This window comes from Streptomyces sp. MA5143a (assembly GCF_900290235.1).
Lineage (GTDB): Bacteria > Actinomycetota > Actinomycetes > Streptomycetales > Streptomycetaceae > Streptomyces.
This window is the reverse complement of sequence record NZ_OLMK01000014.1, coordinates 20,870-46,026: the sequence shown is the minus strand read 5'-3', so window position 1 is coordinate 46,026 and position 25,157 is coordinate 20,870. Positions and strand designations below refer to the sequence as shown.

General features: G+C 71.8%; 22 protein-coding genes and 1 pseudogene. 20 read left to right on the top strand and 3 right to left on the bottom strand.

Annotated features, from left to right (window positions below; genetic code table 11):
- Positions 1-44: 44 nt before the first annotated feature.
- Together SMA5143A_RS07005 and SMA5143A_RS07000 are read left to right on the top strand one after the other, a co-directional pair.
- Positions 45-683: pseudogene (locus tag SMA5143A_RS07005) on the top strand (GntR family transcriptional regulator); the annotation flags it as partial.
- Between the two features lie 194 nt (positions 684-877).
- Positions 878-1,897 (top strand): 1-aminocyclopropane-1-carboxylate deaminase, encoded by a 1,020-nt coding sequence (locus SMA5143A_RS07000; RefSeq protein ID WP_107462046.1) that lies wholly within the window; start codon positions 878-880, stop codon positions 1,895-1,897.
- Positions 1,898-1,997: 100 nt separating this feature from the next.
- Here SMA5143A_RS07000 and SMA5143A_RS06995 read toward each other — a convergent pair whose 3' ends face one another.
- The 3 genes from SMA5143A_RS06995 to SMA5143A_RS06985 form a co-directional block, all read right to left on the bottom strand.
- On the bottom strand, positions 1,998-3,230 hold the full coding sequence (locus SMA5143A_RS06995) for a TerD family protein (protein ID WP_181361774.1): 1,233 nt from the start codon (positions 3,228-3,230) through the stop codon (positions 1,998-2,000).
- A 73-nt stretch (positions 3,231-3,303) separates the two neighbouring features.
- Positions 3,304-3,525 carry a hypothetical protein gene (locus tag SMA5143A_RS06990; RefSeq protein WP_107462044.1) on the bottom strand — a complete coding sequence of 74 codons (222 nt, stop codon included), beginning with the start codon at positions 3,523-3,525 and terminating at the stop codon, positions 3,304-3,306.
- A 96-nt stretch (positions 3,526-3,621) separates the two neighbouring features.
- Entirely contained in the window at positions 3,622-4,446 is an 825-nt protein-coding gene (locus SMA5143A_RS06985) for an NAD-dependent epimerase/dehydratase family protein (RefSeq protein WP_107462043.1), read from the bottom strand.
- 215 nt (positions 4,447-4,661) lie between these two features.
- Between SMA5143A_RS06985 and SMA5143A_RS06980 the strand changes: the two genes are divergently transcribed.
- The 18 genes from SMA5143A_RS06980 to SMA5143A_RS06890 all read left to right on the top strand — a co-directional run bounded on the left by SMA5143A_RS06980 (position 4,662) and on the right by SMA5143A_RS06890 (position 25,065).
- Positions 4,662-5,630, top strand: a complete 969-nt coding sequence (locus SMA5143A_RS06980) for a 5-dehydro-4-deoxyglucarate dehydratase (protein WP_107462042.1) — start codon at positions 4,662-4,664, stop codon at positions 5,628-5,630.
- On the top strand, positions 5,627-6,811 hold the full coding sequence (locus SMA5143A_RS06975; RefSeq protein WP_107462041.1) for a hypothetical protein: 1,185 nt from the start codon (positions 5,627-5,629) through the stop codon (positions 6,809-6,811). Before SMA5143A_RS06980 ends, SMA5143A_RS06975 begins: the two co-directional genes overlap by 4 nt.
- Positions 6,812-7,097: 286 nt before the next feature.
- The gene (locus SMA5143A_RS06970; RefSeq protein WP_107462040.1) at positions 7,098-7,691 is read left to right on the top strand and encodes a TIGR03086 family metal-binding protein; all 594 of its coding nucleotides are present in this window, start codon (positions 7,098-7,100) and stop codon (positions 7,689-7,691) included.
- A 66-nt stretch (positions 7,692-7,757) separates the two neighbouring features.
- Positions 7,758-8,507, top strand: coding sequence for an MBL fold metallo-hydrolase (locus SMA5143A_RS06965; protein WP_107462039.1), 750 nt, complete (start codon positions 7,758-7,760; stop codon positions 8,505-8,507).
- A gap of 177 nt (positions 8,508-8,684) precedes the next feature.
- Positions 8,685-9,392, top strand: coding sequence for a GntR family transcriptional regulator (locus tag SMA5143A_RS06960; RefSeq protein ID WP_258193438.1), 708 nt, complete (start codon positions 8,685-8,687; stop codon positions 9,390-9,392).
- Between the two features lie 70 nt (positions 9,393-9,462).
- The gene (locus tag SMA5143A_RS06955) at positions 9,463-10,374 is read left to right on the top strand and encodes a dihydrodipicolinate synthase family protein (protein WP_107462038.1); all 912 of its coding nucleotides are present in this window, start codon (positions 9,463-9,465) and stop codon (positions 10,372-10,374) included.
- On the top strand, positions 10,371-12,119 hold the full coding sequence (araD, locus tag SMA5143A_RS06950; RefSeq protein ID WP_107462037.1) for an L-arabinonate dehydratase: 1,749 nt from the start codon (positions 10,371-10,373) through the stop codon (positions 12,117-12,119). Before SMA5143A_RS06955 ends, araD begins: the two co-directional genes overlap by 4 nt.
- A gap of 189 nt (positions 12,120-12,308) precedes the next feature.
- Positions 12,309-13,253, top strand: a complete 945-nt coding sequence (locus SMA5143A_RS06945; RefSeq protein ID WP_107462036.1) for a carbohydrate ABC transporter permease — start codon at positions 12,309-12,311, stop codon at positions 13,251-13,253.
- Positions 13,250-14,152, top strand: coding sequence for a carbohydrate ABC transporter permease (locus SMA5143A_RS06940; protein WP_107462035.1), 903 nt, complete (start codon positions 13,250-13,252; stop codon positions 14,150-14,152). Before SMA5143A_RS06945 ends, SMA5143A_RS06940 begins: the two co-directional genes overlap by 4 nt.
- Before the next feature lie 178 nt (positions 14,153-14,330).
- Positions 14,331-15,509 (top strand): Gfo/Idh/MocA family protein, encoded by a 1,179-nt coding sequence (locus tag SMA5143A_RS06930; RefSeq protein WP_107462033.1) that lies wholly within the window; start codon positions 14,331-14,333, stop codon positions 15,507-15,509.
- Complete coding sequence (locus SMA5143A_RS06925) at positions 15,509-16,354, top strand: PmoA family protein (RefSeq protein WP_107462032.1); 846 nt, start codon at positions 15,509-15,511, stop codon at positions 16,352-16,354. The genes SMA5143A_RS06930 and SMA5143A_RS06925 overlap by 1 nt, the downstream gene beginning before the upstream one ends.
- Positions 16,351-17,934: a glycoside hydrolase family 43 protein gene (locus tag SMA5143A_RS06920; protein WP_258193437.1), complete on the top strand. Its 1,584-nt coding sequence runs from the start codon at positions 16,351-16,353 to the stop codon at positions 17,932-17,934. The genes SMA5143A_RS06925 and SMA5143A_RS06920 overlap by 4 nt, the downstream gene beginning before the upstream one ends.
- A gap of 49 nt (positions 17,935-17,983) precedes the next feature.
- Positions 17,984-19,327, top strand: a complete 1,344-nt coding sequence (locus tag SMA5143A_RS06915; protein WP_107462031.1) for an ABC transporter substrate-binding protein — start codon at positions 17,984-17,986, stop codon at positions 19,325-19,327.
- A gap of 197 nt (positions 19,328-19,524) precedes the next feature.
- Positions 19,525-20,331: a rhamnogalacturonan acetylesterase gene (locus SMA5143A_RS06910; protein ID WP_107462030.1), complete on the top strand. Its 807-nt coding sequence runs from the start codon at positions 19,525-19,527 to the stop codon at positions 20,329-20,331.
- Positions 20,332-20,392: 61 nt separating this feature from the next.
- Positions 20,393-21,700 (top strand): pectate lyase family protein, encoded by a 1,308-nt coding sequence (locus SMA5143A_RS06905; RefSeq protein ID WP_107462029.1) that lies wholly within the window; start codon positions 20,393-20,395, stop codon positions 21,698-21,700.
- Positions 21,700-22,818: a pectinesterase family protein gene (locus tag SMA5143A_RS06900; RefSeq protein ID WP_107462028.1), complete on the top strand. Its 1,119-nt coding sequence runs from the start codon at positions 21,700-21,702 to the stop codon at positions 22,816-22,818. Before SMA5143A_RS06905 ends, SMA5143A_RS06900 begins: the two co-directional genes overlap by 1 nt.
- A gap of 1 nt (position 22,819) precedes the next feature.
- Positions 22,820-23,851, top strand: a complete 1,032-nt coding sequence (locus tag SMA5143A_RS06895) for a pectinesterase family protein (RefSeq protein ID WP_107462027.1) — start codon at positions 22,820-22,822, stop codon at positions 23,849-23,851.
- Between the two features lie 101 nt (positions 23,852-23,952).
- Positions 23,953-25,065, top strand: coding sequence for a right-handed parallel beta-helix repeat-containing protein (locus tag SMA5143A_RS06890; RefSeq protein WP_107462026.1), 1,113 nt, complete (start codon positions 23,953-23,955; stop codon positions 25,063-25,065).
- Positions 25,066-25,157 lie beyond the last annotated feature (92 nt).

Below are 25,157 nucleotides of genomic sequence, written 5' to 3'. Positions count from 1 at the left end.
ACACTCTTGTTCGCGCCCCGAACTGACATCTAACATTTCAGTTCATGGAGGCCATACGACCGGTGAGCCGCACCCTGCTGAGGGACCGCGCCTACCTCGCCATCCGGGACGCCATCGTGGCCGGGGAGATCGAACCCGGTGCGGTGGTGCGGGACGCCGAGTTCGCGGAGCTGCTGGGGCTGTCCCGCGCGCCGGTGCGGGAGGCGTTCTCGCGGCTGGTGGACGAGGGCCTGCTGGAGAGCAAACCGCAGAGCTACACACGGGTGACGCCGGTCGTGGCCGCCGATGTGCGTGACGCCGCCGCCGTGGTCGGCGCGATGCACGAGCTGGCCACGCGGGTCGCCGTGCCCCGGCTGTTCGCGGCGGACGTGGAGACGATGCGCTCCGCCAACGAACGGTTCGCGGCGGCCGTCCACGCGGGCGACGTCGACGCCGCCCTGGACGCCGACGACGAACTCCACGACGTCCTCGTCCGGGTGAGCGGCAACCGCGCGGCCGCCGCCACGGTCGCCCGCTACACCCCGCTCATCCGCCGACTGGAGCGGCGCCGCTTCGGCGAGGGCGGCAACTGCCGCTCGGCCGGACTGCACGACCGGCTGATCGACGCCTGCGCCGCCGGTGACACGGACGAGGCGGTCACCGTCACCGCGGAGATCTGGCGCGGCCTGGCGGCCCTCGCCGACGAACCGGACAGCCCTGAGGCCCCACCGGCCACCGGGCCCGCGATCACATCCGCCACCGGCCCGGAGGTCCCGCCCGCGACCGGCCCCGACGCTTCGCCCGCCACCACCGAATCCGCAGGCGGGCTCCCCGCCGATGCCGCCGTCGACGACGTAGAGCCCGCCACCGGCGTGGACCACTGACCCCGGGAGGACCCGTGTCCCTTGCTTCCTTCGAGCGCTACCCGCTCCTCTTCGGGCCCTCGCCGGTGCACCGGCTGGAACGCCTGACCGCCCATCTCGACGGCGCCTCCCTCTGGGCCAAGCGGGAGGACTGCAACTCCGGTATCGCCTACGGTGGCAACAAGACCCGCAAGCTGGAGTACCTCGTCGCGGACGCGCTCGCCCAGGGCTGCGACACCCTCGTCTCCATCGGCGGGGTGCAGTCCAACCACACCCGCCAGGTCGCCGCCGTCGCCGCCCGCGCCGGGCTCAAGTGCGTCCTCGTGCAGGAGAGCTGGGTGGAGTGGCCCGACGCCGTGTACGACAAGGTCGGCAACATACTGATCAGCCGGCTCGCCGGCGCGGAGGTACGGCTGGTCCAGGCCGGGTTCGGCATCGGCTTCAAGGAGAGCTGGGAGCTGGCCCTCAGGGAGGTCGAGGAGTCGGGCGGCAAGCCGTACGCCATCCCGGCCGGCGCCTCGGACCACCCCCTCGGCGGCCTCGGCTTCGCCTCCTGGGCGTATGAGGTCGCCGAGCAGGAGCGGGAGCTGGGCGTCTTCTTCGACACCGTCATCGTCTGCTCGGTCACCGGATCCACCCAGGCCGGCATGGTCGCCGGGTTCGCCGCGCTGGAGGAGGCCGGCGCACGGCCCCGCCGGGTCCTCGGCATCGACGCCTCCGCCAAGCCCGACACCACCCGCGCCCAGATCGCGCGCATCGCCCACAACACCGGGCAACTCATCGGTGTCAAGCGCGAGTTGACCGAGGCGGACGTGGAGCTGGACGAGCGCTACCACGGCGGTATCTACGGCGTCCCCGACGACGCCACCCTCGTCGCCATGCAGCTCGCGGCCCGCACCGAGGGCATGATCACCGACCCCGTCTACGAGGGGAAGTCGATGGCCGGGATGATCGACCTCGTCGAACGCGGCGAGATCGCGGAGGACTCGACCGTCCTCTACGCCCACCTCGGCGGCCAGCCCGCGCTGAACGCGTACAGCGGCGTCATCCAGTGACGAGATGACGAGATGACGAGATGAGGGGCGGATCCGGTAGGCAGGCCCGGATCCGCCCCTTCCTCTTCCCGTCCCCGTGCGCGCCCTCGTCGCCGGTGGGTCAGAGCGCCTGGGCCGCAGGCTTCACCATGCCCCGGACCGTGCGGGACTTCACGAAGTCGCCCATGGCCGTCATCTCCCACTCGCCGGTGAACTGGCGGATGAGCTTGGCCATCATCACGCCCGTCTGGGCCTCGGCGTTGGTGAGGTCGAAGCGGACGAGCTCCTCGCCGGTGGCGGCGTCCAGGAGACGGCAGTACGCCTTGGCGACCTCGGTGAACTTCTGGCCGGAGAAGGAGTTCACCGTGAAGACCAGTCCGGTGACCTCCTGCGGGAGCCGGCCGAGGTCGACCACGATCACCTCGTCGTCGCCGCCGCCCTCACCCGTGAGGTTGTCGCCGGAGTGCTTGATCGCTCCGTTCACGATCGAGAGCTTGCCGAAGTAGCAGCTGTCGATGTGGTTGCGCTGCGGGCCGTACGCGATCACCGACGCGTCCAGGTCGATGTCCTTGCCCCGGTACGCGGGCTCCCAGCCGAGGCCCATCTTGACCTGGGAGAGCAGGGGGCGGCCGCCCTTGACCAGGGAGACGGTCTGGTTCTTCTGGAGGCTGACCCGGCCCTTGTCCAGGTTGATCTTCCCGGCGCCGGGCGCGGGGGGAGCCGGCGGGGCGGGCGGCGCCGGGGGCGCGGCCGGTGCCATGGCGGGCGGTGCCGGCGGCGGGGTCACGGGGGTGTGCGGCGTGGGGGTGGGGGCGGGGGGAGTGACGGGCTGGGCGGGGGCCGCGGGCTGGGCCGGGGCGGGCTCCTCCACCGTGACGCCGAAGTCCGTCGCGATACCGGCCAGGCCGTTGGCGTACCCCTGGCCGACGGCGCGGGCCTTCCAGGCGCCGCCCCGCAGGTAGATCTCCACGATCACCAGGGCCGTCTCCGTGCCGAGCCGCGGCGGGGTGAACGTGGCGATCACCGAGCCGCTCGCGGCGTCGCGGACGGTGGCGGTGGGTTCGATGCCCTGGAAGGTCTGGTCGGCCGCGTCCGGGCTGGCCGTGACGACGATCTTCTCGATGCCCGGCGGGAGGGCCGTGGTGTCGACCGTGATCGAGTCGGGGGTCGCACCGCCGCCCGAGCGGTACGTCACACCCGGGCCGCTCGGCTGGTTGTAGAAGATGAAGTCGTCGTCCGAGCGCACCTTGCCGTCGGCGGTGAGCAGCAGGCCCGATACGTCGAGCCGCACGGGGGCGGAGACGTCCACCGCGACACGGGGAACGGGCAGCGGGATGTTCGAGCCGGGGGTCATAGCTGTCATGCGTGGTGAACGATTCAAGCCGCTTTACCGTTCCCTTACCCAGCGGGCCGGGCGGCCGTTCGGGTCAGCGGCGGTTGCGGGGGTGCTCCCGGGCGGTGCGCTCGTTGCCCCGCCGGTAGTTCCCGGTCCAGCGGGCCATGACCAGCTGCGGGTCGCCCGCCGCGACCTCGGCGAGGAAGCGGTCGGCGCGCGGGCCGCGCAGCGTGGTGGCCGCCCGGCCGTGATGCTCGATCGTCACGGTGCGGTCGGTGTGCTCGGTGTAGGTGAATCCTTGAGGACGTGGCATGTCCCGGATCGTAGGGGCGGAGGGGAGGGGCACCCCAGTGAATATCCGCCGGTGAGGTGCCCCGCGCCGACGGCCGGGAGGCCGGCCGTCGCCCGGTCAGTGCGGCCAGATCGGCGGCTTGTTCACGAAGTGGCCGCCCAGGCAGGCGTGCGCCTCGTTGTCGGGGTCGAGTTCGCCCTGTTCGGCGATGAGCTTCTCGGCGTACGGCTCGGAGTCGTCCCGCGGTGCGTAGCCGAGCGCGCGGGCGGTGGTCAGATCCCACCACAGGCGGGTGTTGGCGGAGGAGCCGTAGACCACGGTGTGGCCGACGTCCTCGGCGGTCAGGGCCGCGTGGAAGAGGCGGGCGCCGTCGGCCGGGCTCATCCACACCGAGAGCATGCGCACGCTGGTCGGCTCGGGGAAGCAGGAGCCGATCCGCACGGACACCGTCTCCAGGCCGTACTTGTCCCAGTAGAACTGGGCGAGGTCCTCGCCGAAGGACTTGGACAGGCCGTAGAAGGTGTCGGGGCGGCGCGGGGTGCCGACGGGGATCAGCGCGCCCGGGTCGAGGGGCGGGTCGCCCAGCGGGCGGGGGGTGAAGCCGACGGCGTGGTTGGAGGAGGCGAAGACGATGCGCGGGACGCCCTCCTGGCGGGCGGCCTCGTACAGGTGGTAGGTGCCCTCGATGTTGGCCCGGAGGATCTTCTCGAAGGGGGCTTCCAGGGAGATGCCCGCGAGGTGGATGATCGCGTCGACGCCCCGTACGGCCTCCCGCAGGGCCTCCTTGTCGGCGAGGTCGGCGGTGATCGCGTCCGGCTCGCCCTCGACGGGGAGCAGATCGAGCAGACGCAGCTCGTAGCCGTACGCCGGGAGGAGCTCCCGCATCAGGGTGCCGAGACCACCGGCGGCGCCGGTGAGCAGAACGGTGCGGGGAGCGGGCATCCTCGGATCTCCTTGCCTCGCCATTCGTGCATATGGGCGTCCAGCATTCACATTCGTGGACACGCTAGGGAGTGGCGGTCCGGTGCGTCAAGTGTGCCGTCGGCCTGTGCCGGACGGGTGAATCGGCTGGTGCGGCGCGTGTTGGCGACCTTGACCGGCCCGACCGGGGCGCCCTAGCGTGACATCGTTCAGAAATGTAGACACTGATCAGCGACATGGACTTGGGAGAGCCCGTGACGTCAGCCTCGCTCGCCGCTCGACTCCGTGTCCCCACCGGGCCGCTGTTCTTCCCCGTCACCGCCTACGCCGCGGACGGCCGGATCGACCTCGACGCCTGTCGCGCGCATGTGCGCCGGGGTGTCGAGGCCGGGGCCGCCGCCGTCTTCGCCTGCTGCGGGACCGGCGAGTTCCACGCGCTCACCCCCGAGGAGTTCCAGGAGTGCGTCCGGGCGGCGGTGACCGAGACCGCCGGGCGGGTGCCCGTCGTCGCCGGCACCGGCTACGGCACCGCGCTCGCCGAGCGCTACGCACGGCTCGCCGCCGACGCCGGTGCCGACGGACTGCTCGCCCTGCCGCCCTACCTCGTCGTCGCCGCCCAGGAAGGCCTCCTGCGGCACTACCGCCGGCTGGCCGCCGCGACCCCGCTCCCCGTGATCGTCTACCAGCGCGACAACGCCGTCCTCACCCCCGAGACGGTCGTCGAACTCGCCCGCACCGACGGCGTCGTCGGCCTCAAGGACGGTGTCGGCGACCTCGACCTGATGCAGCGCGTCGTGAGCACGGTGCGCGACGAGGCACCGGGCGACTTCCTCTACTTCAACGGACTGCCGACCGCCGAACTGACCCAGCCCGCCTACCGCGGCGTCGGCGTCACCCTGTACTCGTCGGCCGTCTTCTGCTTCGCCCCGGAGATCGCCCAGGCGTTCCACAGGGCGCTCGACACGGGCGACGACCCGACCGTGCGACGGCTCCTGGACGGTTTCTACCGCCCCTTCGTCGACCTGCGGGCCAAAGGACGCGGCTATGCCGTGTCACTGGTGAAGGCCGGGGTACGGCTACGGGGGCTGGACGTGGGAGAGGTACGGCCGCCGCTGCACGAGCCGGCCGCGGAACACGTCAAACAGCTGGGCCAGTTGATCGAGCGCGGGTACGCGCTGCTGGAGGAGTGCCAGGAGGGCAAGTGAAGGCGTCTACGTTCGTCTACCCGTGGGACGTCAACGGGGATCCGGCCGCCGCGGAGCGCATCGCGGAACTCGGTGTGCGGCAGGTGACGCTCGCCTCCGCCTACCACTCCACCCGCGCCCTCACCCCGCGCCACCCCCGGCACCGCGTCGTCACCGCCGAGCACGCGGCCGTGCTGTACCCGCCGGGCGAGCGCTGGCGGGAACGGACCCTGCGGCCGTACCCGGCGGGGGAGTGGGCGCCCGGCGACGCGTTCGGGGAGGCCGCCGGGGCGCTGGAGGCCGCCGGTCTGGAGGTGCACACCTGGGTGGTCCTCGCCCACAACTCCCGGCTCGGTACGGAACACCCGTCGACCTCCGTCGTCAACGCGTACGGCGACCGCTACCCGTGGGCGCCGTGCATCGCCCAGCCGGAGACCCGCGAGTACCTCGTCGACCTGGCCGCGGAGGCCGCCGTACGGCCGGGCGCGCGCGGCACCGAACTGGAGTCCCTCGGCTGGTACGGCTTCCAGCACCTGCACGCCCACGACAAGACGGGCGGGGTCGCGCTCGGGGACGCCGGGCAGTACCTGATGGCGCTCTGCTTCTGCCCCACCTGCCGGGACGGGTACGCCGACGCCGGGCTGGACCCGGAGGCGCTGGCCGCGGCCGTGCGGGACGCGCTGGAACCGCTGTGGCGGGGCGAGCCGGTCGACGAGGGCTGGCCGGCGGTCGAGAAGCTCCTCGGCGCGGAGTGGGCTGCGGGGACCCGGGTGTGGCGCGACGCCGTCGCCCGCTCCCTCCAGGAGGCCGCCGTCACGGCGGTACGGGCCGCCGCGCCCGGGGGGTTCCAGGTGCTGCTCCACGCGGACCCCGTGACCTACCACTGCGGGGCCAACGCCGGCGTCGACCCCGCGCACGTCCTGGACCTGGCAGACGGGGTCGTCGTTCCGTGCGCGGGCGGACCGGGGCTGCTTCCCGCGTTCGCGGAGGCACGCGGGAAGGTGGGCGCGGAGGGGGCGGTGCTGGCCGCCAACTTCGGCGTCGTGTCGGGGATGGGCGGCAGCCCCGGGACCCTGGGCGCGGATGCCCGGCGGGCGGCGGAGCTGGGGGCGACGGAGATCCGGCTCTACCACGCGGGCCTGGCGTCGGACCAGGACCTGACGGCGGTGAGGGAGGGGCTGACGGCGGTGCCCGGTGCCTAATGGCTCGGGGGCGCGTGTGGTTCTGGCGGGTGCGGGTGGTTCGTGGTTTCTCGCGCAGTTCCCCGCGCCCCTGAAGGGAACGGGCCTGCGGCCCGCCCCTTCATGAAAAGCACGGGGCGCAGCCCCGAGCGCTTTTCAGGGGCGCGGGGAACTGCGCGACAAGCCCCCACCCACCCGCACTCGCCGACGCACCCCCACCTCCCCCTCGAATCGGCGATGAGTTTCCCCCACCGGGTCGGTCTACCGAGAAAGGCACGCGCCCTCGACCGACACCAAGGAGCTCCGGATGACCGCCGCCCTCCCCACCCCCCTCGATCTCACCGCACAGACCCGCGTCGTGGCCCGCCTCGTCCTGGCCGTCGGGGACGAGCGGCTCTCCGGCGCGACCCCCTGCCCCGCGTACGCCGTGCGGCACCTCCTCGGGCATCTGCTCGGGCTCTCCGTCGCCTTCCGGGACGCCGCCCGCAAGGACCTGGGGCCCACGACGGACACCGACCCCGGCTCCTCTCTCCCCGACATCGGCCCCGACTGGCGCGAGGCCCTGCCCCGCACGCTCGGCGAACTCGCGGAGGCGTGGCGCGACCCGGCCGCCTGGACCGGCGACACCCGGGCGGGCGGCGTGCCGCTGCCGGGAGCCGTGGCCGGTGCCGTCGCCGTGAACGAACTCGTCGTGCACGGCTGGGACCTCGCCCGCGCCACCGGACAGGCGTACGAGCCGGACCCGGACGCCCTGGCCGCCTCCCACGACTTCCTCGCCGCGTCGGTGGGCGACCCGAGCCGGGACAGCATTTTCGGCCCCGTCGTGGCCGTCCCGGACGACGCGCCCCTTCTGGACCACGCCATCGGCCTGAGCGGACGCGACCCGAACTGGAAGGCGTAGACACTCCCCAGACAGAACGCGCGAAATCCGGCGCGGGCCCCCGCCCGCGTCCGTACGCTCCCCCACATGCCCCTGAGCCTCACCGTCCTCGGCACCGCCTCTCCGCATCCCCGACCCGGCCGGCCCGCCTCCGGGTACCTGCTGCGGGGCGGGAGCGCGGAGATATGGGTGGACGCCGGGTTCGGTACCTTCGCCGAGTTGCAGCGGCACACGGACCCCACGAGGCTCACGGCGATCTGGCTCTCCCATCTGCACGCCGACCACAGCGCCGATCTGCTCGCCGCCGCGTACGGCTTCGCGTACGGCGGCCTCACCCTGCCCGCCCCGATCCCCGTCTACGCGCCCGACGGCTGCGCGCAGCGGGTCGCGGGCTTCTTCGGCCGGCCGGACACCGCCTTCCTGAGCAGCGTGTTCGAGTTCCGCCCGCTGTACGACGGGCACACCGCCCGACACTGGAACCTCACCCTCACCGCGCGTGCCGTCGTCCACGACGCGGAGGCGTACGGGCTGCGCGCCGAGTGCCAGGGGCGGGTGTTCGCGTACTCCGGGGACAGCGGGCCGTGCGACGCGCTCACCCACCTCGCCGGCAGCGCCGACCTCTTCCTGTGCGAGGCGGACGTCACCGCGCATCGCGAAGGCGAACCCCGGGTGCATCTCACGCCGGAGGACGCCGGGGCGTACGCCAAGGGAGCGAGCCGGCTGCTCGTCACCCATGTGGGACCCACGCTGACCAGGGAGGAAGCCGCCGGACGCGCGGCCGTGGCGTTCGGCGGGCCCACCGAGAGCGCGCGTGAGGGCGACACCCGCGTCGTGTGACGGCGACCACGGATTCTTTTGCCGGAAGCATTGACGAAACCCGAGCCCCCTCCTACCTTCAACGCGTCGTACTTCGTACGTCATATATGAGACGCGATACGCGAGATCGGATACGTGAGATGCCGGTTCCTTGCCCGGCGGCTCGCGGAGGGTCTCCGTGACATCGAGAGGCCGCGCATGACCTCTGTGCCCACGCCGATCCCGTCCCGCACGCAGTTCGTGCTGGAGGGGATCAAACACCGCATCCTCACCGGACAGTTGACGCCGGGTCAGGCCCTGGTCGAGACCGAGCTGGCCGCGCAGTTCGGGGTGTCCAAGACGCCCGTGCGTGAGGCGCTGAAGACGCTGGCCGGCACCGGGCTCGTCGTGATGAACCAGTACAAGGGCGTCACGGTGCGCATGGTGGACGCGGACATGGCGCGCGAGGTCTACGACGTACGGCTGCTCCTGGAGCCGGAGGCCCTGCGCCGCTCGGTGCGGCGCGGCACCTCGTGGGACGCGGCGAGCGACGCGCTGACCCGGGCCGACGAGGCCACCGACACCGCCGAACGGTCCCTGGCGAACCGGGAGTTCCACCGCGCGCTCTATGTGCCCTGCGGCAACCCGCTGCTCGGCCGGATGCTCGACGAGGTGCGCGACCAGGCCGCCCTGGTGTCCGCCGTCGCCTGGGCCGCCGACCCCTCGTGGGAGCGGGAGGCCGCCGAGCACCGGGAGATCCTGCGGCTCGCCCTCGACGGCGACGCCGACGGCGCGGCCGCCGCCCTGCACGCGCACATCGCCTCGTTCGTCGAGCGGGCCTTCCCGGGCGCCCACGACGGCGACGAGGGCCCGCCCGTCGGCCGGACCCTGGGCGACCACGGCACCCGGCCCGGCACCGCCCCGTAAGCCCCCGAGTCCACGAGTCCGCGGCCGCGCAGGCGGCGGCCTCCGCAGTCCTCGCAGAGGAAGGTCATCCATGAGCAGCGTGACGTTCGAGACCCAACGGACGGCTCTGGCCGACGTGGTGGCGATCCCGGTGACTCCGTTCGCCGAGGACGGCACCGTCGACCAGGGCGCCCACCGGGCCCTGCTGCGTCGGCTGCTCGACGGGGGGATCACCACCCTCACACCCAACGGCAACACCGGCGAGTTCTACGCCCTCACCCCCGAGGAGCGGCGCCTGGTCACCGAGCTGACCATGGACGAGGTCGGCGAGCGCGCCGTGGTCCTGGTCGGCGTCGGACACGACATCCCGACCGCGGTCGCCTCCGCCGAGCACGCCCGCGCGGTCGGCGCCCGGATGGTGATGGTCCACCAGCCGGTCCACCCCTACGTCTCGCAGGGCGGCTGGGTCGACTACCACCGGGCCATCGCCGAGGCCGTGCCGGAGCTGGGCGTCGTGCCGTACATCCGCAACGCGCAGCTGTCCGGCGCCCGGCTCGCCGAACTCGCCGACGACTGCCCGAACGTGATCGGCGTGAAGTACGCCGTCCCGGACGCGGCGCGCTTCGCCGCCTTCGCCCGCGACGCCGGCCTGGACCGCTTCGTCTGGGTGGCCGGACTCGCCGAACCGTACGCCCCCTCGTACTTCTCGGCGGGCGCCACCGGCTTCACCTCGGGGCTCGTCAATGTCGCCCCGGCCGTCTCGCTGAACATGATCGAAGCGCTTCGATCGGGCGACTACCCGGCCGCCATGAAGGTCTGGGAGCAGATCCGCCGCTTCGAGGAGCTGCGCGCCGCGAACGGCTCCGCCGACAACGTGACCGTGGTCAAGGAGGCCCTCGCCTCGCTCGGTCTGTGCCGCAGGGACGTCCGGGCACCCAGCAGGCGCCTGCCCGAGGACGAGCGGGCCGAGGTCGCCTCCATCGCCGCGGGGTGGTCGATATGACGAAGCCGGTCGACCGGAGGAAGCCGGAGGAACTCCGCAGCCACCAGTGGTACGGCAGCGGCGTCTCCTCGGGGCTGCGCGCCTTCAGCCACCGCGCCCGCACCCGCCAGCTCGGCTATCTGCCCGAGGAGCACCTGGGCAAGCCGGTCATCGCGATCCTGAACACCTGGTCGGACATCAACCCCTGCCATGCGCACCTGCGGGACCGCGCGCAGGCGGTCAAGCGGGGCGTGTGGCAGGCGGGCGGTTTCCCGCTGGAGTTCCCGGTCTCCACCCTCTCGGAGACCTTCCAGAAGCCGACCCCGATGCTCTACCGCAACATGCTCGCGATGGAGACCGAGGAGTTGCTCCGCTCCTACCCGGTCGACGGGGCCGTGCTGATGGGCGGCTGCGACAAGTCCACGCCCGCCCTCCTGATGGGTGCCGCCAGCGTCGACCTGCCGACGGTGTTCGTGCCCGCCGGGCCCATGCTGCCGGGGCACTGGCGAGGCGAGGTCCTCGGCTCCGGCACCGACATGTGGAAGTACTGGGACGACCGGCGCGCCGGACTCATCGGCGACTGCGAGATGACCGAACTGGAGTCCGGTCTCGCCCGTTCGCCCGGTCACTGCATGACCATGGGCACGGCCTCCACGCTCACCGCCGCCGCCGAGGCCCTCGGGGTCACGGTCCCCGGCGCGTCGAGCATCCCGGCCGTCGACTCCGGGCACGACCGGATGGCGGCCAAGTCCGGGCTGCGGATCGTCGAGCTGGTCCACAAGGACCGCAAGCTGAGCGACATCCTCACCGCCGACGCCTTCGAGGACGCCGTCACCACCGTCCTCGGGCTCGGCGGCTCCACCAACGCGGTCATCCACCTCATCGCCATGGCCGGCCGCGCCGGCGTCAAGCTCACCCTGGACGACTTCGACCGCGTCGCGCGCACGGTCCCGGTGCTGGCCGACGTCCGGCCCGGCGGTCGGACGTATCTGATGGAGGACTTCCACTTCGCGGGAGGTCTGCCCGGGTTCCTCTCCCGGATCACCGACCTGCTGCACCTGGACCGGCCGACCGTCTCCCACGACACGCTGCGCGAGCAGCTCGACGGCACGCTCGTCCACAACGACGCCGTGATCCGCACCCGCGAGAACCCGGTCGCCGCCGAGGGCGGGGTCGCCGTCCTGCGCGGCAACCTCTGCCCCGACGGGGCGGTCATCAAGCACATCGCCGCCGAGCGGCACCTGCTCAAGCACACCGGCCCCGCGGTCGTCTTCGACGACTACAGGACCATGCAGCGCACCATCAACGACCCGTCCCTCGGCATCACCGCCGACAGTGTCCTCGTCCTGCGCAACTCCGGCCCCAAGGGCGGCCCCGGCATGCCCGAGTACGGGATGCTGCCCATCCCCGACCACCTGCTGAAGCAGGGCGTACGGGACATGGTGCGGATCTCCGACGCCCGGATGAGCGGCACCAGTTACGGCGCCTGCGTGCTGCACGTCGCACCGGAGTCGTACATCGGGGGCCCGCTCGCCCTGGTCCGCACCGGCGACCCGATCACCCTCGACGTCGAGGCGCGCACCCTCCATCTCCACGTGGACGACGAGGAGCTGGAGCGCCGCCGAGCGGAGTGGACCGAGCCGCCCACCCGCTACGAACGCGGCTACGGGGCCCTCTACAACGACCAGATCACCCAGGCCGACACCGGCTGCGACTTCGAGTTCCTGGCCCGCCCCGGCAAGGTCCCGGACCCGTACGCCGGTTGAACAACCCGACCGACCCGGGCCCCAGGTCTTTCAGGGGCGCGGGGAACTGCGCGACAAGCGCCAGCGCACCCGCACCCGCACCCGCCAACGCACCCCGAGAGGCACCCCGTACCGCGCACCCACGCCCACCGAGAAAGCGCTTCCTGTACGACAACGCACCACGACGTACCCAGAAACGGAGCCCCAGTCATGGCCCAAGCCGCAGCCGTGGCGAAACCGCCCGCGCCACCCCGGCGGAGCCGTGCGCGCCGTGCCTCCGCGACCCCGCGCAGGCTGCCCTATCTGCTGATCGCCCCGGCCGCCCTGCTCATGCTGGGCTTCATCGCCTACCCGGTCGTCAGCGTCTTCTACTACAGCCTGCAGCACTACAACCCCACCAAGCCCTGGCGGAACGGCTTCGCCGGCTTCGACAACTTCGTCCACGCCTTCACCGAGGACCCGCTGTTCTGGGACACCCTCGTCTTCAGCGCCAAGTGGGTCGTCGTCGAGGTCGGGCTCCAGCTGCTGTTCGGTCTCGCGCTCGCGCTGATCGTCAACCAGACGTTCGTCGGCCGAGCCCTCGGCCGCGCGCTCGTCTTCTCGCCGTGGGCCGTCTCCGGCGTCCTCACCTCCGCGATCTGGGTGCTCCTCTACAACTCCCAGACGGGCATCACCCGTTACCTCGCGGACATCGGCATCGGCGAATACGGCACCAGCTGGCTCTCCGACACCTCCACCGTCTTCTCGGCGGTGGTCGTCGCCGACCTGTGGCGCGGTGTCCCCTTCTTCGCGATCCTCATCCTCGCCGACCTCCAGTCCGTCTCGAAGGACCTCTACGAGGCCGCCGAGGTCGACGGCGCGAGCCGCGTCCGGCAGTTCTTCCACATCACGCTGCCGCACCTGAAGGACGCGATCATCCTCTCCACGCTGCTGCGCGCGGTGTGGGAGTTCAACAACGTCGACCTGCTCTACACCCTGACCGGCGGCGGACCCGCGGGAGAGACCACGACCCTCCCGCTGTACATCGCCAACACCTCGGTCGACGCCCACAACTTCGGCTACGCGTCCGCCCTGACCACGGTCGCGTTCGTGATCCTGCTCTTCTGCTCGATGGTCTATCTGCGGCTGAGCAAGTTCGGAGGCGAGTCCAAGTGATCACCAAGGACGCCGAGAAGGTCGCTCCGGTGACGCCCGCGCCGGCGGCCGAGGAGCCCCCGCAGCGGCCCCGCAAGCAGCACCGCGCCTGGGACGAGGTGCCCCGCTGGCAGATCTATCTGCCCCTGTCGGTCTACCTCGTCTTCACCCTCGTCCCCTTCTACTGGATCCTGCTGTTCGCGCTCCGCGAGCCCGGCTCGACCTCGCTCGTGCCGTGGCCCGTCACCTTCGAGCACTTCGAGAAGGTGTGGAACGAGCGCAGCTTCGGCACCTACTTCCAGAACAGCGTGCTCGTCGGGGTCGTCACCCTGCTGATGACCACGCTCGTCGCCCTCGCCGGCGGCTACGCCCTCGCCCGCTTCGACTTCAGGATCAAGCGCGGCTTCATGCTGGCGCTGCTGTGCTCCCAGTTCGTCCCGGGCGCGCTGCTCCTCGTCCCGCTGTTCCAGATCTTCGCGGAGCTGCGGATGATCAACTCGCTCGGCAGTGTCATCCTCGCCGAGACGGTCTTCCAGCTGCCGCTGTCGATCATCCTGATCAGCAACTTCATCAAGAACGTGCCGTATTCGCTGGAGGAGGCGGCCTGGGTCGACGGCTGCAACCGGTTCACCGCGTTCCGGGTGGTCGTGCTGCCGCTGCTGCGGCCCGGTCTGATCGCCGTCGGCTCCTTCGCCTTCGTGCACTCCTGGAACCACTTCCTGTTCGCGCTGATGTTCCTCAGCAACCAGGAGAAGCAGACCGTCCCGGTCGGCCTGAACACCCTGCTCAGCGCCGACAGCGTCGACCTGGGCGCGCTCGCCGCGGGCGGCATCATCGCCGCCGTCCCGGTCGTCATCGTCTTCGCCTTCATCCAGAAGTGGCTGATCACCGGCTTCAGCGCGGGGGCGGTGAAGGGATGAGGACAGGCGGGAGGACCGGCCTCCTCACCGGCAACGGCGACACCGCCACGGGTGACGCCCCCAGCGAGCGCGGGCTGACGGCCGACGTCGGCCGGACGCCTACCCTGCACCAGAAGATCGACAGCGCCGTGAGGGCCGACCGAGAGGTGGCGCGCGGCGCGGGCGCAGGGAGGCTCCGATGAACCACACCACCGCATACGACACCCCGGTCCCGCTCGTCCTCGCGGGCGCCCGCGGCCACGGCCGCTGGCACCTGGAGAACATCCGCCGTCTGGCGGACAAGGGCATCGTGCGCCTCGCCGGCGTCTGCGAGCTGACCCCGCTCGCCGCGGACGAGATCCCGGACGGCCTCGGCACCCCCGAGCAGTCCGCCGACTTCGGCGCGCTCCTCGACTCCACCGGCGCCGCGATCGCCGTGATCTGCACCCCGATCCCGACCCACACCGACCTGGCGCTGGCGGCGGCCGAGCGGGGCGTGCACCTCCTGCTGGAGAAGCCCCCGGCCCCGTCGTACGCCGAGTTCCGCCGGATGGCGGACGGGGTGGCCGCCGCCGGAGTCGTCTGCCAGATCGGCTTCCAGTCGCTGGGCTCGCACGCGGTGCCCGCGATCCGGAAGATGATCGCGGACGGGCTGATCGGCGAGGTCACCGGCATCGGCGGCGCCGGCGCCTGGGCCCGCGCCGAGGCGTACTACCGGCGGGCGCCCTGGGCGGGCAAGCGCCGCCTGAACGGAGTCGACGTGATCGACGGGGCGCTCACCAACCCCCTCGCGCACGCCGTCGCCACCGGCCTCGCGCTCGGCGACGCGGGCCGCGCCGAGGACGTCGCCGCCATCGAGACCGAGTTGCTGCGGGCCAACGACATCGAGTCCGACGACACCTCCTGTGTGCGGATCACCACCGCCCGCGGCGGCCGGATCACCGTCGCGGCCACGCTGTGCGCGGAGAACCCTGACGAGCCGTACAACGTGGTCCACGGCACCAGCGGGCGGATCACCTTCTGGTACAAGCAGGACCGCGTGCTCGTCCAGCGGGCCGGACACGGCCCCGAGGAGATCGAGTACGGGCGCACCGACCTGTTGGAGAACTTGGTCGACCATCTCGTCGACGGCGCCGACCTGCTCGTCCCGCCGGACACCACCGGCGCCTTCATGAAGGTCGTCGAGGCGATCCGCACCGCCCCCGACCCCCGCGCGCTCCCGGCCGACGCCTGGCACCGGCTGCCCGAGGAGGACCGCCGGGTCGTCTACGGCATCGACGCCCTGGTCACGGCCGCCGCCGACGACCTCGCCCTCTACTCCGAACTGGGCGCCCCCTGGGCGCTCCCCGAGCCACCGGCGAACGAGGTGAGTACCTGATGACGACCGACGAGTCCCTCGTCCTGCGGGCGGCGGGACGCCCGGTGGGCCGGTACCACGCCCGGCCCGAGGTGCCGGCCCGCCTCTCGCCCCGCCCCTACCTCCACCCCGTCACCACCCTGTCCGGTACGGCGGTCACCGAGCTGAGCCCCGCCGACCACCTCCACCACCTCGGCGTCGGTGTCGCCGTTCCCGACGTCGAGGGGCACAACTTCTGGGGCGGGCGGACCTATGTCCGCGACCGGGGCCCGACCGAGCTCGACAACCACGGCTCCCAGCGCCACGTCGCCTTCCAACTGCGCGACCCCGACGGCTTCGTCGAGGAACTGCGCTGGGTGGCGTCCGGCACCGAGCTGCTGCGCGAGCGCCGTACCGTCGCGGCCACCGAACTGACCGACAGCGCCTGGGCGTTGGACTTCACCTTCTCGCTCACCAACACCACCGGCGAGCCCGTCTCGATCGGCAGCCCCGCCACCAACGGACGCCCCGGCGCCGCGTACGGCGGGTTCTTCTGGCGGGCCCGCAAGGAGGCCCGGCCCCCACACGTGTTCACCGCCGACACCGAGGGCGAGGCCGGCGTCCACGGCACCCGCGCCGACTGGCTCGCCCTCGCGGGCGACGCCTGGACGCTCGTCTTCGCGGGGGCCACCGCCACCACCCGCCGCGACCCCTGGTTCGTCCGCGCCGACGAGTACCCGGGCGTCGGCTCGTCGCTCGCCCCCACCGAACGCCTGACCGTCGAGCCCGGCGGCACCGCCGTACGCCGGGTCGTCACCGTCGTCGCCGACGGCACCCTCGACCGCGCCGAGGCGGCGGCCCTGGTCCGCAAGGCGGTGAGCCGGTGACGACCTCCGTGAGCGCGCCCGCCTTCTCCGCCGACCGGGGCGACGGCACCTACCGCAATCCCGTCCTCGACGCCGACTGGTCCGACCCCGATGTCCTGCGCGTGGCGGACGACTTCTATCTGACGGCCTCCAGTTTCGGCCGGGTCCCGGGACTTCCCCTGCTCCACTCCCGGGACCTGGTCAACTGGACGCTCGTCGGCCACGCGCTGCACCTCCTCGAACCCGCGAGCGAGTTCCGGGCGCCCCGTCACGACTGCGGGGTGTGGGCGCCGTCGCTACGGCACTTCGACGACCGGTTCTGGATCTTCTGGGGCGACCCCGACCAGGGCGTCTTCCAGGTCAACGCCCCCGAGATCCGCGGCCCGTGGACCCGGCCCCACCTGGTCAAGGAGGGCAAGGGGCTCATCGACCCGTGCCCGCTGTGGGACGAGGAGACAGGCGAGGCGTACCTCGTGCACGCCTGGGCCAAGTCCCGCTCCGGGATCAAGAACCGGCTCACCGGACACCGGATGCGGCCCGACGGCACCGGACTGCTCGACGGGGGCAAGGTGATCGTCGACGCGGACCGGCTGCCCGGCTGGTTCACCCTGGAGGGCCCCAAGCTCTACCGGCACGACGGCTGGTTCTGGATCCTCGCCCCGGCCGGGGGAGTGGAGACCGGCTGGCAGGGCGCCTTCCGCTCCCGCGACTTCTTCGGCCCCTACGAGGAGCGCGTCGTGCTGGAGCAGCACGACACCGATGTGAACGGCCCCCACCAGGGCGGCTGGGTGCGCACCGCGGCCGGCGAGGACTGGTTCCTGCACTTCCAGCAGCGGGGCGCGTACGGCAGGGTCGTCCACCTCCAGCCGATGCGCTTCGGCGCCGACGGCTGGCCCGTCCTCGGCGACGAGGGCGCCCCCGTGGCCGTGCACCCCAAGCCGGCACTGCCCGCGCAGCCGCCCGCCGCGCCGGCCACCGACGACGACTTCCCCGGCGGCCGCTTCGGACGCCAGTGGCAGTGGACCGCGAACCCCCAGGACGGCTGGGCCACCCAGCACTCCGGCGACGGGCTGCGGCTCACGTGCGTGCGCTCCGTGCACGCGCACGACCTGCGGAAACTGGCGAATGTGCTCACACAGCGGCTGCCGGGGATCCCCACCGTGACCGAGGTGGAGCTACGCCTCGACAGCGAGGAGCCGGGGGCGCGCGCGGGGCTCGCCGTGCTCGGGGACGCCTTCTGCTGGATCGGGCTCCAGCGGGACGCCGACGGGAGCGCGCGCCTCGTCCACCGGTTCGCCGAGACCGTGGCCGCGGGGGCACCTCCCACGCCCTCGGGGCAGTGGGGGAGGGAGCGGGACGCGGCACCTCCGCGCCCGGCGCCCGAGGGGCGGGCCAGGCTCCGCATCGAGACGCGCGCCGGGGCACGCTGCCACTTCTCCTACGACGTGGGGGAGGGGTGGCACTCCTCCGGCAGGGTCTTCGCCGCCACGCCCTGGCGCTGGGTCGGCGCCCTGCTCGGCCTCTTCGCGGTCGCGCCCACCGGCGGGGGACACGCCGGGGCGGCCACCTTCACCACCTTCAGGATCACCCCCTCCTCGTAACCCGTACGCACTTCATCACCCCCGTTGGATCCGGAAGAGAGAGCCGTTCATGAAGATCAGCAATCACAGAAGCAGGCGCGCCGCCCTGGCCGTCGCCCTGGGATCCGTCCTCGCGCTGACCGCCACCGCCTGCGGTGACGACGGCAGCGGGGCCGGCGGCGACAAGGGCTCCGAGGGCAGCGGCAAGGGCGAGATCGTCTTCTGGGACAACAACGGCGGTGTCCGCACCGACATCTGGAAGGAGATCATCGCCGACTTCCACAAGGCCAACCCGGACATCAAGGTCGAGTACGTCGGCATCGCGGCCACCGAGTACCAGTCGAAGGTCGACACCGCCATCCAGGGCGGCGGTCTGCCGGACGTCGGCGGTGTCGGCGCGGCCATGGCCGCCGGGTTCGCCGCGCAGGGCGCGCTGGAACCGCTGGACGGCAGGCTCTCCTCGTCCTCCCTGAACGGCAAGCTCAACGAGGCGATGGTCGAGTCGCTGAAGTCGGCGGGCGGCGGCGAGGCCCTGTACTCGATCCCGACCTCCGCGAACAACGGCGTCCTCTACTACCGCACCGACCTGTTCAAGGCGGCCGGACTCGACGAGCCGACCACCTGGGACACGTTCTACAAGGCCGCCGAGAAGCTCACGGACAAGGACGAGAACAAGTTCGGCTACACCATCCGCGGTGGCGCGGGTTCCATCGCCCAGGCGCTGGACGCGATGTACGGGCAGTCGGGCATCACCTCGTTCTGGGACTCCAGCGGTGAGAAGACCACCGTGAACGACCCGAAGAACGTGGCGGCGCTGGAGAAGTACGTCGGCCTCTACAAGAAGGTCACGCCCGCGGCCGACCTCAACAACGACTTCACCAAGATGGTCGCGCAGTTCGACTCCGGCACGATCGGCATGCTCAACCACAACCTGGGCTCCTACCAGGACCATGTGAAGGCGTTCGGCGACAAGTTCCGGGGCATCCCGCAGCCGACCGGCCCCGGCGGCAAGCGGGTCCAGGTCTCCAACCCGGTCGACGGGCTCGGCATGTTCAAGGGCTCGAAGAACAAGGAGGCCGCCTGGAAGTTCATCGAGTTCGCCATGTCGCACGAGGAGAACTCCAAGTTCAACGAGTCGGCGGGCCAGGTGCCGGCGAACAACGACGCGGCGAAGGACGAGTGGATCCAGCGGGCCGAGCCGACGAAGCTGGCCGCCGCCGCGCTGACCGACGGGTCGACGTCGATCGTGCAGCTTCCGTACTACCTGCCCGACTGGAACACGATCTCGAAGGCCGACAACGAGCCGGCCTTCCAGAAGGTGATGGACGGGCAGACGAGTGCGAAGGAGTTCCTCGACTCGCTGGCCGACCAGCTGAACAAGGCGCAGGCCGAATGGAACGAGCAGAAGGGCTGACGCTCCGCTTCGGAGGCGGGGCCGCTTCGACTGCCGGTCCGTCTCTGCTGCCGGTCCGTTTCCGCTGTCGGTCCGTTCCTGCTGGTCGCGCAGTACCCCGCGCCCCTGAATCGAAGGGGGCGCGGGCGTCCTCCCCCACATGAAAGGCGCCGCACCACTCTCGTATCCCACACGCCTGTTGAGAAAGGCACCCGCACGTGTCCCTCACCCGTAGACAGGTCACCACCGCGGCGCTCGCCGCCGTTCCGCTCGCCGTCGCCGCCACCGGGCCCGCCTCCGCCACCGGCTCCTTGGGCCGGGTCCGCCGTGAGCCCACGGTCTACCTCGCTGGCGACTCCACCGCCGCCCAGAAGTACGCCGACGCCCGGCCCGAGACCGGGTGGGGCATGGCGCTGGCGTTCTTCCTCCGTAGCGGGCTGAAGGTCGCCAACCACGCCGTGAACGGGCGGAGTTCGAAGAGTTTCATCGACGAGGGGCGACTGGACGTCATCCTGGGAGCCATCCGCCCCGGCGACTTCCTGATCGTCCAGTTCGGTCACAACGACTCCAAGGTCGCCGATCCCGCCCGGTACACCGAGCCGTGGACCACCTACCAGGACCATCTGCGCCAGTACGTCGACGGCGCGCGGGCGCGGGGCGCCCGGCCGGTCCTCGCCACCTCCGTGGAGCGCCGGAAGTTCGACGGGGGCGGGGTGGCGCAGCCGACCCACGGCGCGTACCCGGCGGCCATGCGCGCCCTCGCCCAGGAGGAGGGTGTCGCCCTCCTCGACATCCAGGCGCTGTCCCTCGCGCTCTGGCAGAAGCTCGGGGTCGAGGAGACCAAGAAGTACTTCAACTGGACCGGGACCGAGCAGGACAACACGCACTTCAATCCGCCGGGCGCCATCGCCGTGGCGCGGCTGGTCGCCTCCGAGCTGCTGCGGCGCCGGGTGCTCGCGCCCCGCGACGTGCGCCGGCTGAGCGAGACGGTCCCCGAGTCCTGGATCACCTGGCCCCAGGCGTAACACCCCCGCCCTGCACGGGCGCCCTCTTCTTCCCCCTTGTCCTGGAAAGGAACTCGCACCCATGCGTGCTCATGTCTGGCATGCCCATGCCATTACCGCCGTTGTCGGCTGCACCGCTCTCGTCCTCGGGGTCACCGGGACCGGCGTCGCCCAGGCGGGGTCCCGTGACCTCGGCCGGCAGGTCCTCCCCGCCGGCGACGGCTGGGGCTCCGCGGAAGGCGGGACCACCGGGGGCTCGGCGGCCGACGCCGAGCACGTCTACACCGTCACCACCTGGGCGGAGTTCAAGGCCGCGCTCACGGACGGCGGCGACGCGCCGAAGATCATCAAGATCAAGGGGATGATCGACGCCGTCTCCCAGGGCTGCGACGCCTTCGTCACCGGCGGATACGACCTCCAGCAGTATCTGAAGGACTACGACCCGGCCGTGTACGGCAACGACAAGGTCGCCATGGGCCCGCAGGAGGACGCCCGGGTCGCCTCCGCCGCCCGGCAGGACGCGGAGATCAAGGCCAGCATCCCCAGCAACACCACCATCGTCGGCGTCGGCGGGAACTCCGGCATCCTCGGCGGCAGCCTCCAGATCAAGGGCGTCCAGAACGTCATCATGCGCAACCTCACCATCGAGGCACCGCTGGACTGCTTCCCCAAGTGGGACCCCACCGACGACAACCGCACCGGCAACTGGAACTCCGAGTACGACGCCGTGGTGGTCTACGGCACCCACCATGTGTGGCTCGACCACAACACGTTCACCGACGGGCGCCACCCGGACAGCGAACGCCCCGTCCATTTCGGCAAGGTCTTCCAGCAGCACGACGGCCTCACCGACATCGTGCGCGGCGCCAACCACGTGACCGTGTCCTGGAACCGCTTCGAGAACCACGACAAGAACATGCTGATCGGCAACAGCGACGGCTCCGCCTCCCAGGACGCCGGCAAGCTGAAGGTCACCCTGCACCACAACCGCTTCGAGGGCATCCTCCAGCGTTCCCCGCGCGTGCGGTTCGGACAGGTCGACGTCTACAACAACCACTACGTCGTGAACGAGGAACAGAAGGACGACTACTACGTCTTCGGCGTCGGCATCTCCTCGCAGCTCCACGCCACCGACAACGCCATCACGCTGCCCGCCGGGGCCAAGGTCGGCAAGGTCCTGAAGAAGTGGAACGAGTCCCCGCTGACCGCCGAGAACAACTATGTCAACGGCAGGCTCACCGACCTCATCGCCGTCCACAACGCGGAGATCCCGGCCGAGACCCTCCGGTCCGGGGCCGGCTGGACGCCGACCCTGCGGGGGAAGGTCGACTCGCCCCGCGCCGTGCCCGCGATCCTCAAGGCCCGGGCGGGCGCGGGGAAGGTCTGCTGATGACCGACCGAGGGGCAGCACGGAGCAGACGGTCGTTCGTCCTCGCGAGTGCCGGGGCCGCGCTCGCGCTCGGGACGGCGGCACCGGCCCACGCCTCCCGCGGCCGGTCGCCCTTCGGACGGTACGGCTCACCGGCCGCCCGCCTCGACGAGCGGACGCTGTACGTGCACGCCGGGGGCGCCGGGGACTTCACCACCGTGCGGGCCGCCGTCACCGCGGCGACCGGCACCGGCCACACGCTGGTCGTCGCACCCGGCGTCTACCGGGAGACCGTCGCCGTGAGCACCGCCCGCAAGGACATGACCTGGATCGGTGCCTCCGGCGACGCCCGCGACGTCACCGTCGTGTACGACAACGCGGCCGGCACCCCCAAGCCCGGAGGCGGCACCTACGGCACCACCGGATCGGCGACCACCCTCGTCCAGGGCGACGGGTTCACCGCGCGGGACATCACCTTCGCCAACGACTGGCTGCGCGCCGACCACCCCGAGATCAGCGGTACCCAGGCCGTCGCCCTCAAGGTGCAGGGCGACCGCTCGGCGTTCGTGCGATGCCGGTTCCTCGGGCACCAGGACACGCTGTACACCGACTCGACGGCGCTCGGCACGTTCGCCCGCCAGTACTTCCGGGACTGCTACGCCGAAGGGGACGTGGACTTCGTCTTCGGCCGCGCCACGGCGGTGTTCGAACGCTGCCGCTTCCACACCCTGACCCGGACCGACCTCGCCTCCGCCCCGTACGGGTTCGTGTTCGCGCCCTCCACCGCGGGCGCCAACCCGCGCGGCTGTCTGGTGACCCGGAGCCGGATCACCAGCGGGGCCCCGGACGCCCACTACAAACTGGCCCGGCCCTGGGTGCCCAGCTCCGACACCACCGCCAGGCCCATGCTGACCGTCCGCGAGACCCGGCTCGGGGCCGGCATCGACGCGGTGGCTCCGTACACCACCATGTCCTCCGGCTTCCCCTGGCAGGACCAGCGGTTCGCCGAGTACCGGAACACCGGCCCCGGCGCCCGGATCACCGTCCCGGAGAACCGGCCCCAGCTCACCGCGGAGGAGGCCGCCGCGCACACCCGCGAGGCGTACCTCGGCGACTGGGCACCCTGGAAGGAGTGCTGACGTGCGCCGGCGCACCCTCCTCACCGGGATCGCCGGCGGTCTCGCGGCCGCCGGCGCCACCCCCGCGTCCGCAGACGCCCGCCGCCGGGTCCTGCACGTCCGGCGCGGCGGCTCCGTCCAGGCCGCCGTGGACGCGGTGGACGGCCCCGGCTGGACGATCGTGGTGCATCCGGGCACCTACCGCGAAGTCGTCAACATCCAAGCCGACAAGGGGGAGTTGACGCTCCGGGGAGCGTCCCGTGACCCGCGCGCCACGGTCGTCGTCTTCGACCGGGCGGGCGGCACGCCCCGGCCCGAGGGCGGCACGTACGGCACGGCGGGCTCGGCCACCTTCACCTCGGCGGCGCCCGGACTGACCGTGCGCGACCTGACCCTCGCCAACGACTGGCTGCGCGCCGACCACCCCGACATCACCGGGACCCAGGCCGTGGCCGCGTACGTCACCGGGGACCGCAGCCACTTCGAGAACGTCCGCCTCCTCGCCCATCAGGACACGCTCTTCGCGGACACCACCTCGCTCGACGTCTTCGGCCGGCAGTACTACCGCCGCTGCCACATCGAGGGCGACGTCGACTTCGTCTTCGGCCGGGCACGGGCGGTCTTCGAGTCCTGCCGCTTCCACACGCTCCGGCGGGACGTCTCCTTCACCCCCAAGGGCATGGTCTTCGCGCCCTCCACGGCCCGTGCCAACCTCTACGGGTTCCTCGCCCTGCGGGGCCGGATCACCTCCGGCGCCGAGCACGGGGCGTACAAGATCGCCCGCCCCTGGGTCCCGTCGTACGAGACGACCGCCTGGCCCTCCCTGGTCGTCCGGGACACCTGGATCGGCCCCGGTATCGACGCCGTCGCCCCGTACACCAACATGCGCGAGGCGTACCCGTGGCAGACCATGCGCTTTCGCGAGTACGGCAACTCCGGTCCGGGCGCGGTCGTCACGGTGCCCGAGAACCGGCCGCGGCTCACCGAGGCGGAGGCCGCCCCGCACACCCGGCGGACGTATCTCGGGGACTGGAGGCCCGACGGGCGCCCGTGATCCGGGCGCCGACGGCGACCCGGCGGAGGTGTCCGTCGGCCGCCATGGCTCGACTCCGTCCTGTGAACCACCCCACCCGCACGAGAAAGGAACCGCTCTCCATGTCTCGTCGTACCACTCTCGCCCTGGGCACCGCCCTCGCCCTCGGCGCCGGCCTGGCCGTGCTCCCCACCCAGGCGTACGCCGCGACCGTCGTCGTCAACACCACGACCGCCCTGTCCAACGCCCTGAAGAACGCCACCCCGGGCACGGTCATCCAGGTGCGCGGCGGCACGTACTACCCGACGGCCACCCTCCAGTCCACGGCGAACGGCAGCTCCTCCAACCGCATACACCTCCAGCCGTACGGCTCGGAGACCGTGAAGATCGACGGCTCGAACCTCCCCGACGGCGACTGGATCTTCAAGCTGACCGCGGACTACTGGACCGTCTCCGGGATCACCTTCCAGAACTCCCCGGACAGCGCGGTCGTCTGCCAGTCCTGTGCCTCCACGGTCTGGGACACCATCAGGACCATCAACGGCGGCGACTCCGGCTTCACACTCACCGGCGACGGCACCACCGACAACACCGTCCGCAACATCGACTCCTACGGCCACTACGACCGGGCCAACCACGGGGAGAACGCCGACGGCATCGCCGTGAAGTTCGGCTCCGGCGGCGGCAACCTCATCACCGGGGCCCGTCTCTACAACAACGCGGACGACGGGCTGGACTTCTGGTCGTTCTCCTCGCCCGTCACCGTCGAGCACACCTGGGCGATGGGCAACGGCAGGAACCGCTGGGGCGACTCCGCGTTCGCGGGCGACGGCAACGGCTACAAGCTGGGTGGCGACGGCGAGACCGTGGCCCATGTCATCAACAACTCGGCGGCCTGGGACAACGCCGGCAACGGCTTCACCGAGAACAGCAACAGGGGCGCCATCGTCATCAACCGCACCACCGCCTACGCCAACGCCAAGTGGGGCTACTACTTCGCGACCGGCGCGGCCCGCCTCGGCAGGAACCTGGCCGTCGGCAACGGCTCCGGTGCGGTCACCAAGGGCTCGTCGGTCGTCTCGTCCGGCAACACCTGGGACTCCGGTGTCTCCACGCCCGCGTTCCGCTCCACCAACGCCTCGACGACGTACAACGCCCGCCGGTCGAACGGCGCGCTGCCCGCGACCACGTTCCTGACCACGGGCAGCACGACGATCGGGGCGACGATGGACTGAGCCGGACTTCCGAGAACTTTCGGCGATGCGCGGCAACCTTTCGCCGCGGGGCGACGACCAGTGACAGAAGCGGGCCGGGGCGGGCCCCCCGG